At 68.4% G+C, this 12,793-nt stretch carries 11 protein-coding genes; all 11 read left to right on the top strand.

Annotated features, from left to right (window positions below):
- Positions 1–225 precede the first annotated feature (225 nt).
- The 11 genes from ASG88_RS00055 to istB all read left to right on the top strand — a co-directional run bounded on the left by ASG88_RS00055 (position 226) and on the right by istB (position 12,596).
- A complete protein-coding gene (locus ASG88_RS00055; protein WP_235534651.1) occupies positions 226–1,533 on the top strand; it encodes an ATP-binding protein in 1,308 nt (435 codons plus the stop codon).
- Positions 1,534–2,196: 663 nt separating this feature from the next.
- Positions 2,197–3,288 carry a calcium/sodium antiporter gene (locus tag ASG88_RS00050; protein ID WP_056885381.1) on the top strand — a complete coding sequence of 364 codons (1,092 nt, stop codon included), beginning with the start codon at positions 2,197–2,199 and terminating at the stop codon, positions 3,286–3,288.
- Between the two features lie 43 nt (positions 3,289–3,331).
- On the top strand, positions 3,332–6,070 hold the full coding sequence (mbhE, locus tag ASG88_RS00045) for a hydrogen gas-evolving membrane-bound hydrogenase subunit E (RefSeq protein ID WP_056885380.1): 2,739 nt from the start codon (positions 3,332–3,334) through the stop codon (positions 6,068–6,070).
- On the top strand, positions 6,067–6,423 hold the full coding sequence (locus ASG88_RS00040) for a sodium:proton antiporter (protein WP_056885379.1): 357 nt from the start codon (positions 6,067–6,069) through the stop codon (positions 6,421–6,423). The genes mbhE and ASG88_RS00040 overlap by 4 nt, the downstream gene beginning before the upstream one ends.
- Complete coding sequence (locus ASG88_RS00035; RefSeq protein WP_056885378.1) at positions 6,420–8,000, top strand: monovalent cation/H+ antiporter subunit D family protein; 1,581 nt, start codon at positions 6,420–6,422, stop codon at positions 7,998–8,000. Before ASG88_RS00040 ends, ASG88_RS00035 begins: the two co-directional genes overlap by 4 nt.
- Complete coding sequence (locus tag ASG88_RS00030; protein WP_056885377.1) at positions 7,997–8,380, top strand: Na+/H+ antiporter subunit E; 384 nt, start codon at positions 7,997–7,999, stop codon at positions 8,378–8,380. Before ASG88_RS00035 ends, ASG88_RS00030 begins: the two co-directional genes overlap by 4 nt.
- A gap of 5 nt (positions 8,381–8,385) precedes the next feature.
- Entirely contained in the window at positions 8,386–8,658 is a 273-nt protein-coding gene (locus ASG88_RS00025; protein WP_200956299.1) for a monovalent cation/H+ antiporter complex subunit F, read from the top strand.
- On the top strand, positions 8,655–8,981 hold the full coding sequence (gene mnhG / locus ASG88_RS00020) for a monovalent cation/H(+) antiporter subunit G (protein WP_056885376.1): 327 nt from the start codon (positions 8,655–8,657) through the stop codon (positions 8,979–8,981). Before ASG88_RS00025 ends, mnhG begins: the two co-directional genes overlap by 4 nt.
- Positions 8,982–9,425: 444 nt before the next feature.
- Positions 9,426–10,112 carry a universal stress protein gene (locus tag ASG88_RS00015; RefSeq protein WP_200956298.1) on the top strand — a complete coding sequence of 229 codons (687 nt, stop codon included), beginning with the start codon at positions 9,426–9,428 and terminating at the stop codon, positions 10,110–10,112.
- 418 nt (positions 10,113–10,530) lie between these two features.
- On the top strand, positions 10,531–11,760 hold the full coding sequence (gene istA, locus ASG88_RS00010; protein ID WP_056885375.1) for an IS21 family transposase: 1,230 nt from the start codon (positions 10,531–10,533) through the stop codon (positions 11,758–11,760).
- The gene (gene istB / locus ASG88_RS00005; RefSeq protein ID WP_056885374.1) at positions 11,760–12,596 is read left to right on the top strand and encodes an IS21-like element helper ATPase IstB; all 837 of its coding nucleotides are present in this window, start codon (positions 11,760–11,762) and stop codon (positions 12,594–12,596) included. The genes istA and istB overlap by 1 nt, the downstream gene beginning before the upstream one ends.
- Positions 12,597–12,793: the final 197 nt, after the last annotated feature.

Here is a 12,793-nt window from a genome sequence, read left to right as displayed (position 1 = left end):
ATGAGAACTGCTCGCCGCATCCGTACCACGAACCGACGGCCGGCGACGTCCGCCCGGTCCCTCGATGAGCTGCTGGGCGACTTCGGCACCCCGATGCCGCGCACACCGCCGCCAGCCCCACACCCGCCGGCGGACCGACTCTTCCCCTATCGGGTCTCTCCCCGCGGACGGCACCGCACCGGACATGGCTGGGCCCCGACGTTGCCCCCGCTGCCGCGGTACCTGATGACCTCGGAGCAGACACCGGTCCTGTGGCCGCTCATCGCCGGCGACGGGCTCCCACCCACCGGTGCCCCGATGGGCTACAACGTGCTGTCGGGTGGCGGCTTCTACTGCGATCCCATGGGGTGGGTCCTCGACGACGCAGTCCCGGTCACCAACCCGAATGTCTTCATCTTCGGCAAACCCGGTCGCGGCAAGTCGGCCCTGGTGAAGGCGTTCCTGCTGCGGATGATCCGCTTCGGCTACCGGTCCCTGGTCCTCGGCGACGTCAAGGACGAGTACGAGGACATCTGCCTGGCCCTCGGCGTGACCCCCTACCGGATCGGGCCGGGACTCCCCGGGCGCATCAATCCCCTCGACGTCGGACCCCTCGCCGTCGACTGGGAGGCCCAGGACCGTGCCGAGCTCCACCGGCGCATCCAGGTGATCACCTCCCGGTGGCTCACCCTGGTCCGGGGTCTCGTCGGCTCCCAAGGCGTCCCCTTCACCCCGACCGAGGAACGCGTGATCCACCAGGTCCTCCAGGACCTCACCGGCTGGACCCGCGCGCAGACCCGCCTGCGCGACGTCACCGTCCCGTTGGTCTGGGCGGCCCTGGACGAACCCACCGACGACCTCGTCCGCGGATGCCGCTACGACTCACGTCGCCACTTCTACGACTCCACCCGTCCGCTGCGCGACGCCCTCGGTGCCCTGTGCGAGGGGTCGCTGAAGGCCATGTTCGACACCGAGTCGACCTACCGGCCGAACTGGCGGGCACCGATCCAGTCGTTGTCCCTGCGTGCGCTGCGCGAGCAGGGCAACGAGGCCGCCCTGGCCATCGCCCTGATGTGCCTGAGCTCGTGGGGCCAGGGGGCGCGCGAGCTGGCCGCACCCGGGGATCGGCGCATCGTGCTGCGCGACGAGGCCTGGATGCAGACCCGGCTCGGGATCGAGGCGGTCAAGACCCTCGACGCCAACCTGCGGCTCTCCCGCACCGACGGCGACATCCAGCTCGTCACCTACCACAAGCCCTCGGATCCCCTCTCGGCCGGCGACGAGGGCAGCCAGGCCGTGCAGATCGCCAAGGACCTGCTGAACCTGGCCGACATCCGGATCCTGATGGGCCAAGACGCCAAGGTGGCCGACGAGCTCGGCGGACTCCTCGGACTCACCCCGATGCAGCAACAGATCGTCACCGGATGGGCCATGCAGGAGAAGGGCCGCGCCCTGTGGATGGTGGGGGATCAGCGCTACAAGGTTCAGACCCTCCTCACCCCTCTCGAGCAGCAGCTCACCTACACCAATGAGGCCATCGCGGCCGCTCTTTAGAAGTTCGCGCGAATTTTGACGGTTCTGCGATGAACCTGAGCAGACGCAACGGCCTCGACCCGAGGAGCGCACTCAGGTTCGGAGAGTGCGTGGGGGATGCGTGCCGCGTCCCGAATGGGCAGCCGTCACCGGGAACCTCTCCGGGCGGGGCATCCGGGACGCATGAGGAGCGGCGGGTGTGCCTGGACTGCGGCTTAACCGTTGCGGGTTCCCGTTGCCGTCATTCCATCCGTGGGTCTGCGACGCCCGGCAGCGCCGCGCTGGTCGACATTCCACGCGACGAGGATGGCTGGGCTACGAGTGGTCGATTCACCCGGGCGACGCGGTGGCGTGGATTGCAACTTGGCTCACGTCCCTTTGACGCGCGCGGTAGAGTTCGCGTGACCTGCTACGTACAAGCAGTGAGTTCAACGCTGGGCCATCATCATTCCGGCCTGCATCTCCGCCCCAGTGTTCCGCCTCGACCGATCGACGTCGGGAGGACCTTCCGAGACCGTCAGGAGCAGTGTCGATGTCCTTTTCGATCCGGCCCGTCAGGCAGCGCCAGTTGCCTGCGAGGATGGCAGTACTCATTGGCACCCGGACAGAGCTTGCCGCGCCGCTGATCGCGGACCGCCATTGCCTATCAGCGGCCGGGCGCGCTCTGAGTCTTGCTCTCAGCCTGTGAGCGCAGTCGACGTCGCTCTTGTGGCGATCGGGCTGGTCATCTTGGTCGGTGGCGGTGAGCTTCTGGTGAGGGGGGCATCGGATCTCGCGGCTCGTGTCGGCCTCTCCTCGCTGGTCATCGGGTTGACGGTGGTGGCCTTCTCCACGTCGTCGCCAGAGATGGCCGTCACTGTCGGCGCGGTCTTGGAAGGGCAACCCGACTTGGCGGTCGGCAACGTTGTGGGCAGCAACATCGTGAACGTCCTACTGATCCTGGGTGCCTCCGCGCTGCTCCTACCGTTGACGGTGCGCGCACAGTTGATTCGTCTGGACGTGCCGGTGATGGTCGGGGTGTCAATGTGCTTGTTGCTGCTGTCGCTGGACGGCCGCCTGAGCCTTGCTGACGGATTCTTTCTGGTCACGGTGATCGTCGTCTACACCGCGGTGTCGGTCGTTGTGGGGCGACGCAGTGCGCCGCACGTCCGCAAGGCAACAGGCGGCGGCGAGAAGGAACGACCGGTGTGGCTGCTCCTCCTGGCGGTGCTCGGCGGGGTGGCGCTGTTGGTCGTCGGAGCGCAGCTGCTGGTCGAGGGTGCGGTCGGCATCGCTGAGGGGTTTGGGGTGAGTGGCCTGGTGGTCGGGCTCACGGTGGTTGCGGTAGGTACCTCGCTCCCTGAGCTGGCGACGTCCCTCATTGCTGTTCGACGCGGTGAGCGCGACCTGGCGGTCGGCAACATCGTCGGCAGCAACATCTTCAACATCGCTGCTGTGCTGGGCGTCGCCGCCTTGGTGGCCGATGACGGGGTACCGGTCGCAGACGCGGCCGTGGCCCTCGACATCCCGCTCATGATCGCCGCAGCGGTCGCGCTGCTGCCCGTGGCTTTCACCGGGATGGCCATCGCCCGTTGGGAGGGCGCGCTGTTCGTCGGGTTGTACGCCGCGTTCACCGCTTACGTGGTGCTGGCAGCCACCGAGCACGACGCGCTCGGTGGCTTCACGGCCGTGATGATCTGGTTCACCTTGCCGCTGGTCGCGATCACCTTGGTCGTCCTCGGAGCCTACGAGATCGGTCGGCGTCGCGCGGCCCGCGAGCCGCTGTCGCCGTCCTGAGGGACCTCATGTCTGACGACCGCCACAACATCAGGAGGCCGACGTGCTGCTCGCCCTTGGCGCGCTGACGGTCTTGGCCGTCCTGGCTCCGCTCCTGGCTCGCTTGGGTGGGGGCCGGGAGCTCGGCTACGTGTTCGCCGCGGGTTTCGCGGGGGTCGCGATCCTGATCGCGTTCCACGTGCCGCGCATCCTTGACGGGGGCACGGTCGAGACCTCCGTGGACTGGTTGCCGTCGTTGGGGGTCTCGTTCGCCCTGCGGCTCAACGGACTCTCGTCGCTGTTCGCGTTGATGGTGCTCGGCGTAGGCGCCTTGATCATGGCCTACTGCCCTCGCTACTTGAGCTCGCACGATCCCCATGGGGCCATCTACGGACTGCTCACGCTGTTCGCGGCCGCCATGCTGGGGCTGGTGCTTGCCGCCGATGTGGTGCTCCTCTTCGTGTTCTGGGAGGCCACCACCTACTGTTCCTTCCTGCTGCTCGGGCTGGCCGGGGGCCGGGCCACCCGGCCGGCCCGGCGGGCTCTGCTGATCACCGCAGCCGGCGGTCTGGCCCTGCTGGTAGCCGTGGTGCTCCTCACCGTGGTCACCGGGAGCACGGCAATCAGCGACATCCTGGCCGACCGCGAGGTGATCCTCGCGTCACCGCTGGCATTGCCGATCGGCGCCCTGATCGCGTTCGCCGCGTTTACCAAGTCGGCCCAGGTGCCGCTGCACTTCTGGCTACCCGGTGCGATGGTGGCGATGACCCCGGTCAGCGCCTTCCTGCATGCGGCGACGATGGTCAAGGCCGGTGTGTACCTGCTGATGCTGGTATCGCCCATCTTCTCGGGCGTGCCCGCATGGTCGGCGCTCCTGGTCTCGATCGGATTGACCTCGGCGTTGTGGGGCGCCTTCATGGCCCTGCGCCAGCACGATCTGAAGGCCATCCTCGCCCACTCGACCGTCAGCCAGCTCGGGCTGCTGGTTGCCGCCATCGGCGTCGGCACCCCGATCGCTCTTGCCGCCGCCATGCTCCACACCATCGCCCACGCGCTGTTCAAGGCCACGTTGTTCATGCTCGTCGGAATCATCGACAAGGAGGCAGGTAGTCGCGACATCCGGGAGCTGTCCGGGCTGTGGCGGGTGATGCCGGTGACCGCGACGATGACAGCGCTGGCCGGACTCTCGATGGCCGGCATCGTGCCGATGCTCGGCTTCGTGAGCAAGGAATACCTCTTCCAAGGAATCTTCCAGGCCGACTTCGCCCCAGCGGCGGGGCTGGTCGCCGGCTCGATCGCAGTCGCCGCATCGGCGCTGACCACGGCCTACGGGCTGCGCATCGTCTACGGCGCTTTCGGCGGCAGCACTCACCAACCCGGCCTCTACGAGCCGTCGCCGGCGTTCCTGGCCCCTGCGGCGATCGCGGCGTTGGCCGGGTTTGTCCTGGGCGCCGGCATCGACTTGTTGAACCCGCTCGTGGCACGAGCCGGCGCCGATGTCGTGCCTGGCGAGCCATTGGGGGCGTTCCAGTTCTGGCACGGACTCAGTCCTGAGATCGTCATGTCGAGCATCGCAATCAGCTCTGGGCTGATGCTCTTCCTGCGTCGACACCAGGTGGACCGACTGCTCGACCGGGTCGTGGTTCCCGACGCCGGGGCAGCGTTCGACCGGGCCCACGCCGGACTGATTGCGTTCGGATACCGGGTCGGGCAGCCGGACCGCGCGGGCGGGACGATGAGCCACCTTGTCCGGCCCCTTGGTGGCGTCGTTTTTCTCGCGGCAGTCGGATTCGTGACGCTGCGCAACCTCCCGCCGGTGCGACCCGCCGACACGGTGGGTGACTGGGTGGTGGTCGGCTTGTTCGCTCTCGGCGTCGCGGCCGCCGTGGTCGCCCGTGACACCCTCGCGGCCGTTGCTGCGCTCGGGTTCGTCGGCTTGCTGATGGCGGCCCTGTTCGTGACCGCCGGCGCGCCGGACGTCGCGCTGACCCTCGTGCTGGTCGAGGTGTTGACCGCCGTCGTCGTGGTCTGGGTGCTGCGTCGGCTGCCGGCGCGGTTGCCCACCGGGGACGGGCCGCGAGTGCCGTGGTCGGTGCTGCTCGCGCTCGCCTGCGGGCTCGCCGCCGCATCGGCGACGTACGCCCTGACCGGGCGGCGAGGTCCGTCAACCGCCTCGTCGTTCTTTCTCGACAACGCCGAGGCGGCGACCGGAGGCACCAACGTGGTCAACACCATCCTGGTGGACTTCCGGGCGATGGACACCCTTGGCGAGGCAGTCGTTCTCGGCGCGGTCGCGCTCGGGCTGCTCGCTCTGCTCGGCTCCACCGCCGCAGATGATCACACCCCGGAGCCCCCCGCCGACGCCGACCATCTCAGCGCCGCCGCATCGGTGTTCCTCCAAGTGAGCGCACGGCTCGTCGTGCCGGGCGCGGCGCTGGTGGCTGCCTACCTGCTCTACGTCGGCCACGACGCCCCCGGCGGAGGATTCATCGCCGCCCTCGTCGCAGGCGCCGCGGCCGCGACCCACCAGATCGCACACGGACGGCTACCGAGGTGGTCGCGACCTGAGCTGCTAGTCGGGAGTGGGATCCTGGTCTCCCTCGGCACCGGACTGCTGGCGAGCGCCAAGGGCGAGGCTGTGCTGGCGCCGTTCAAGCTGCCCGGACTGGACGCGGTCGGTGTCGGCTCGGCACTGCTGTTCGACATCGGTGTCATGCTCATGGTCCTCGGTATGCTGACGGCCGCCCTCGACCGCTTCGCGGCGCGCACCCACCGGCCCGAGTCGTCAAGGGTGCACCCGTGACCGCGGCGATCATCGTCGGCCTGCTGGTGGCCGGCGGGGTGTGGTTCCTCGCACAACCCGGGCTCCTGCGCGTGATCCTCGGATTCGTGCTCCTGGGCCATGGCGTCAACGTGCTGTTGCTGGCGTCGGGTGGTCTCGATCGCCGCCGGGCGCCCTTCGTCGGCGAGGGTGCCGGGGACCCCGCCGCCTTGGCGGACCCGCTGCCCCAGGCCTTCGTCCTGACCGCCGTGGTGATCACGTTCGGGGTCAGCGTCTATCTGCTGGCGATCCTGCGCGCGGAGTCCGTCGAAGACCCGGACGTGAGCGCAGCAGATGACATGGACGAGACGGACGAACCGAGGGCGGGCCGATGAGCCCGATGCTGCTGGCGCTGCCGGTCTTCGCTCCCTTGGCAGGCGTCGGAATGGTCCTGCTCCTGTCCCGACGCGGCGCGGGCTCGGCGGGTGCCCCGCCAAGGATCGCTCGAGCGGTCGGGTGGGGCGTCACGGTCGTTGTGCTGGTGGCGTCCATGGTGTTGCTGACCTCCGCCCTCGACGGGGACATAGCGACCCTGCGGCTCGGGGGCTGGCCGTCCGGCATCGCGATCGTGCTCGTCGCCGATGTCCTCGGCGCCCTCATGATGGCGGTCACGTCGCTGCTGGTGCTGCTGAGCCTCGTTTTCGCGGCTGCGACAGGCGAGGACGACGGCCACTTCGTCGCGTTGGCCCTGGTGCTCTCCACCGGTGTGTACGGCGCGATGCTCACCGGCGACCTGTTCTCGTTGTTCGTGTTCGTCGAGGTGATGCTGGTTCCGAGCTACGTGCTCCTGATCCGATCCGGAGGGCGGCGTCGGCTGGCGGCCGGACAACGCTACGTCAGCGTCAACCTGCTCGCCTCCACCCTGTTCCTGGCTGGCGTCGGCCTGCTCTACGGCGTCACAGGCACCGTCGACCTCGGCGAGCTGGCAGGTGCTGCCCGCAACCCGGCGGCTGCGCTCGCGACCGCAGTGGTGCTGTTGGCCCTGGGGATCAAGGCCGCGATCGTGCCCCTGCACAGCTGGCTCCCGAGCAGCTACGCCGTGGCCGGCCCCGCCGTGGTCGTCCTCTTCTCCGGTCTTCTCACCAAGGTTGGTGTCTATGCGCTGTTCCGGATCTATGCCGTCGTGTTCGACGGCGACCGACGCTGGCTGTGGATCTTCCTCGTCCTCGGGCTGCTCACCATGGTGGTCGGCGTCCTCGCTGCACTGGGGGAGCGCTCCGTTCGATCTGTGTTGACCTTTCACATGGTCAGCCAGATCGGCTACATGCTGCTCGGCCTGGGGTTGTTCACCACCGCCGGGCTGGCAGCCGGCATCTTCTTCCTCGTCCAGTACGTCCTGGTCAAGGCAGCGCTACTGATGTGCGCCGGCGCCATCGAGGTCCGCCACGGCACCGACGAGCTGCGCCTCTTGGGCGGACTCGGCCGCACGGAACCCGTGCTCGCGGGGGCATTCGGGATCTCCGCACTGGCACTGGTCGGTGTCCCGCCGCTCTCCGGCTTCGTCGCCAAGCTGAAACTCGTGCAGGCAGCCGTCGCCGAGCACCAGTACGCCGCAGTGGCAGCGGTGGCGGTCGTCAGCCTGCTCACCTTGGTCTCGATGCTGAAGTTGTGGAACGCCATCTTCACCCAGCCCGAGCCCCAGCCCCAGCCCGAGTCCCAGCCCGTGACGAGACCGGGTGCTGGCCCGTCGACCGAAGCAACGATCACGGTGGTCCCGTCGCGCTCTGGTCCGATCCTGCCCGCGGCCGGTGCGATCGCGTCGCGGCCGCTGCTGCTGGCCCCCGCGGTCGTCCTGGCCGGGGTGGCGGTGTCGCTCGGCCTCGCTGCGGAGCCGCTGCTCGTTGTCTGCGAGCGGGCGGCCGATGGTCTGGTCGACGTCGGAACGTATGTCGAGGCGGTGACGTCGCCATGACCGGGGCCCGTGCTCCTCGTCCTGTCCGCCTGGCCCTGTTCGTGGTGGTCTACGGGTGGCACTACCTGAAGGCCAACGTGCAGGTCGCAGCGACCATCCTGACGGGCCGGCCGCGGCTCGCGCCGGCCCTGGTCGAGGTGCGGCTGCGGTGCCGGACCGACGCAGAGGTGGCCGCCTACATGGGCTTGATCACCCTGACTCCCGGCACTATGGCAGTCTCCCTCAGTCCTGACCGCACGCGGCTGATCGTGCACGGCATGCACGCCTCCGACACGACGGCATTTCGCGCAGACCTGGCGCGGCTCGAGGCGGAGCTGCTTGACGCCGTCCGCCGGCGGGAGCGGGGCGGCACGGCCCCGGACGAAAAGGAAAGAAGGTGAGTGGCGTGGAGCCGACTCTGGGCTCGGTGCTGGACCTCGCGCTGTTGGTGCTCGCGGGCACGCTCGTCGCGGCCATCGTGCGGATGGTGCGCGGCCCCACTGACGCCGACCGGGCACTGGCGGCCGACGTTGGCTTCGCGGTTCTCATCGCCGCCGTGGCACTCCTGGCGGCGCGACTCGACGAGCCGACCCTCTACAGCCTCGTCATGGTGGCAACCCTGGCCGGATTTCTCACCACCGTCGCCCTTGCGCGGCTGGTCGATCGGCGTTCGCCGTGAGTGCCCAGGAGCTGGCCGCTGGAGTGCTGGTGCTCGTGGGCGTCGCGCTGTTCGCGAGCGCCGCGGTAGGACTGCTGTGGCTGCCCGACGTGTACGCCCGGATCAACGCGGCCGCGAAGGCCGCCGGACTTGGCGTGGTCAGTGTGTTGCTCGGTGTCCTGATCCTCGACCCTAGTCCGGCCTCGGTGATCACTCTCAGCCTCGCGATCGTGCTACAGCTGCTCACCGTGCCTATTGCCGGCATCGCCATCGCCGAGGCGGCGTGGCTCTCGAGAGCCCCTCGGACACCAGGCACCCAGGACGAGCTCGAATCTCCACCCTGAAGGTCGTGCAGCCCATGAGGGGCGAGTTGGTTGTCGACGAGCGAGTGGGCCAGCGCGGGAACTGACGTAGCCACGCTCGCGGAGTGCCGTGATGACTTGGCCGTCAATCGCTGACCTGGGTCAGGTTGGGTACGACAGCCGAGTCCTTTCGGCGGCCAGGACGAGGAGCACGATTTTGAACGAACTAGAGTTCGTGATAACGTTGTCGCATGTGGGCTTGGGGGGTCCATCGCTGGATGAGACGGTCCTGATGCGTTGAACGTGCCCGGCTCGGGCTTCACTCCGGTGGCGGCTCGACCCGTTGATCCGGTTCCCGGCCGGCGCCCGCGCCTACTGCGACGGTGGTGATCTGCATGGTTGACCTTCGTGTCCTCGGCTGGCGAGCGATCCGGTCTCGTCGGTGGTCTGCTCGTGTCCTTGGTGTTGGGCGGGGATGGACCTGACATGAGCACAGACGAAGTTCTGATGGTCGCCGTGGGCTGGGTGCTCTTCGGGCTCGCCGTCGGGCTGTGGATGGCTCGTCGCGGACACGACCCCAGGTGGGCGGTCATCGCGGTGGCGTTCGGTCCGATCTTCGTCCCGATCGCGTTCGAGCGGGTCGAACGGCGTCCCCGTCTGGTCGTGCCGGGCCCGGCGTCACCCGGACAGGAGGCTGAGGCCGCGGACGGGCCCCGGGTGCTAATCGGTCTGGATGGCTCGGTGGAGGCGCAAGCGGCTCTCGACCGGGCGAACGATCTCCTCGGGTCTCATCTCGGACTGCTCGTGCTGGCGGAGGTGGTGTGCCACGACGCGACCGAGGATGCCAGCTACGCAGACATCGATGCCGCAACGCATCGGTTGAGCTCGTCAGCCGCACGGGTCCGCGGCGTCGGTGGCCAGGTAGGTTTCGCAGTGTTGGCCGGTCCGCCTGGTGAAGCCCTGCTGTGGTTTGCCGAGGACCGGGGCATGGATCTGATCGTGGTGGGACGCCGGGGTCGTGGACTGTCCACACGCCTGCTCGGCAGCGTCTCGTCGTGGTTGGTTCGCCACTCCCGTCTGCCGGTCCTGGTGGTCGAATCTCGCTCACAGGCAGGCCGCGCCCGCTGGCAACGGCAGCGGTCGGGGGGTGCTCGTCGAGGTCGCTTGGGGTAGGCCGCTTGGGATGGGGGTGCGACCGGTGACCGCCTGGATTGGCGCGTGGGCTTGCGTCCCGAGGCCGGCGCGCGTCTCTCGACTTGATCTGACCGTCCAGCGACGTCCCGCTGGCATGATGAGATTTCTCCGACCCACGACAAGCCGCCCGATACGCTGGCAGGCTTCTGGCGCCGCTCAGTGCTCTCGCGGCCCCTGTGGTCATTGAAGGCCTTTCGCCGATGATGCGGTGGCAAGTGTCGGCGGCGCTCGAAAACTGAACAGTTTCGGTGGTGAAAAGTGAGCACTCAACGATTGGAGTGTGATCACTTTGGAGGACTGGGCGCTGATCAGGAGGCTGGCTGCGGACGGGGNTGTCGGCGGCGCTCGAAAACTGAACAGTTTCGGTGGTGAAAAGTGAGCACTCAACGATTGGAGTGTGATCACTTTGGAGGACTGGGCGCTGATCAGGAGGCTGGCTGCGGACGGGGTGCCGAAGTCGCGCATCGCTGAGCGGCTGGGGATCTCGCGGACCACGGTCATCAAGGCGGTGAACTCGGATGCGCCGCCGCGCTATGTGCGGGCGCCGGGTCCGACGTCGTTCACGGAGTTCGAGCCGCACGTGCGGGCGCTGCTGGAGCGGACCCCGGACATGCCGGCCACGGTGCTGGCCGAACGGGTGGGGTGGACTGGCTCGATCCGCTGGTTCAGCGACAACGTGCGGCGACTGCGTCCCGACCACGTCCGGATCGATCCGGCGGATCGGATCGTCTGGACTGCTGGTGACGCGGCGCAGTGCGACCTTTGGTTCCCGCCGCGCAGGATCCCGCTCGAGGACGGCTCCACGAAGCTGTTGCCGGTGTTGGTGATCACCGCGGCGCATTCGCGGTTCGTGACGGGGAGGATGATCCCGACGAGGAAGACCGAGGACTTGCTGCTGGGCTCGTGGGAGCTGATCCAGCAGCTCGGCCGGGTCCCGCGTCGGCTGATCTGGGACAACGAACCTGGCATCGGTCGTGGCCAACGTCGCGCCGAGGGGGTGACCGCGTTCATGGGCACTCTGGCCACCAAGCTGGTGCTGCTGCCGCCGAGGGACCCGGAGTCCAAGGGCGTGGTCGAACGCCGCAACGGCTGGTTCGAGACCTCCTTCATGCCCGGGCGGACGTTCACCTCACCGGGCGACTTCAACACCCAGTTCACCGACTGGCTGGGCAAGGCGAACGCCAGGGTGGTCCGCACGATCAAGGCCGCACCGGTGGATCTGATTGATGCCGATCGGGCGGCGATGTTGCCGCTGCCACCGGTCCCGCTGCACCTGGGGTGGCGCAACAAGATCCGGCTGGGCCGTGACTACTACGTCCGCCTCGACACCAACGACTACTCCGTGGACCCCAACCTGATCGGTCGGATGGTCGACGTGGCCGCTGACCTTGACCGTGTTCGGGTCCGCGCTGATGGCCGGATCGTGGCCGAGCACGCCCGCGTCTGGGCCAGGGGGATGACGGTCACCGACCCGGCACACGTCGAAGTAGCCGGCTGGCTGCGCAGACAGTTCCAACAGCCTCGCGTCCACGCAGCCGCTGGTGACGACCTGGCGCGCGACCTGTCCGACTACGACCGGGCCTTCGGGATCAGCGGCATCACAGATGGTCGCGAGGAGATCAGCTGATGGCCGCCACCAAGAACCCCACCAGTTCCGCCAGTTCAGGCCGGGCCGCAGCGAGCCCCGAGGCCGTCAAGCAGATCACCTACCTCGCCGCGGCGTTGAAGGCACCGCGGATCACCGAAGCCGCTACCCGACTGGCCGACCAGGCCCGCGACGCCGGGTGGACCCACGAGGACTACCTCGCCGCTGTCTTGGAACGTGAAGTCAGTGCCCGCAATGCCTCAGGTGCACAGCTGCGGATCCGCGCAGCCGGGTTCGGTGGCGTGAAGACGCTGGAGGACTTCGACTTCGACGCCCAACCGGCCGTCCGTCAGCAGATCGGCGCGCTTGCCTCGGGAGGGTTCCTGACCGAGGGCCGCAACGTCGTTCTGCTCGGCCCGCCCGGGACCGGGAAGACCCATCTGGCCACCGCGCTGGGAGTCGCCGCCGCCCGACACGGACACCGAGTGCTGTTCGCGACCGCGACCGAGTGGGTCACCAGACTCACCGACGCCCACCGGGCCGGCCGGCTGCCCCACGAGCTCGCCAGGTTGCGGCGCTACGGCCTCATCATCGTCGACGAGGTCGGCTACCTGCCCTTCGAGCAGGACGCCGCGAACCTGTTCTTCCAACTCGTCTCATCACGCTACGAACACGCCTCGCTGATCCTCACGTCCAACCTGCCCTTCAGCGGCTGGGGCGGCGTGTTCGGCGACCAGGCCGTCGCCGCCGCGATGATCGACCGCATCGTCCACCACGCCGACGTGCTGACCCTCAAAGGCGCCAGCTACCGACTTCGTGGCAGAGGCATCGACAGCCTGCCCAGCATCCGCACCACCACCGACCAGACCGAGTCCTAGACTCGGCAACACCGCTCACTTTTCAAGCGCCGGGAACGACCAGCTTTGGAGCGCCGTCGACACCCACCGCCGATCAACACGGCAGAGAATGTCGGSTGTATGACCCGGCAATGGTTTAAGGCCGACAGCTCCTCGACGCCAGCGGCGTCCGCACCGACCTCGAGACCGCGCTCTTCGAGGCCGACCACGGATCCGCC

This window comes from Nocardioides sp. Soil777, from assembly GCF_001428425.1.
Lineage (GTDB): Bacteria > Actinomycetota > Actinomycetes > Propionibacteriales > Nocardioidaceae > Nocardioides > Nocardioides terrigena.
This window is presented reverse-complemented; position numbering and strand designations above follow the sequence as displayed.

Excerpts from the sequence above, each read along its gene's own strand:
- ASG88_RS00055 (WP_235534651.1), top strand. The coding sequence starts at position 226 with ATGACCTCGGAGCAGACACCGGTCCTGTGGCCGCTCATCGCCGGCGAC.
- istB (WP_056885374.1), top strand. The coding sequence starts at position 11,760 with ATGGCCGCCACCAAGAACCCCACCAGTTCCGCCAGTTCAGGCCGGGCC.
- ASG88_RS00035 (WP_056885378.1), top strand. The coding sequence starts at position 6,420 with ATGAGCCCGATGCTGCTGGCGCTGCCGGTCTTCGCTCCCTTGGCAGGC.
- ASG88_RS00015 (WP_200956298.1), top strand. The coding sequence starts at position 9,426 with ATGAGCACAGACGAAGTTCTGATGGTCGCCGTGGGCTGGGTGCTCTTC.
- ASG88_RS00030 (WP_056885377.1), top strand. The coding sequence starts at position 7,997 with ATGACCGGGGCCCGTGCTCCTCGTCCTGTCCGCCTGGCCCTGTTCGTG.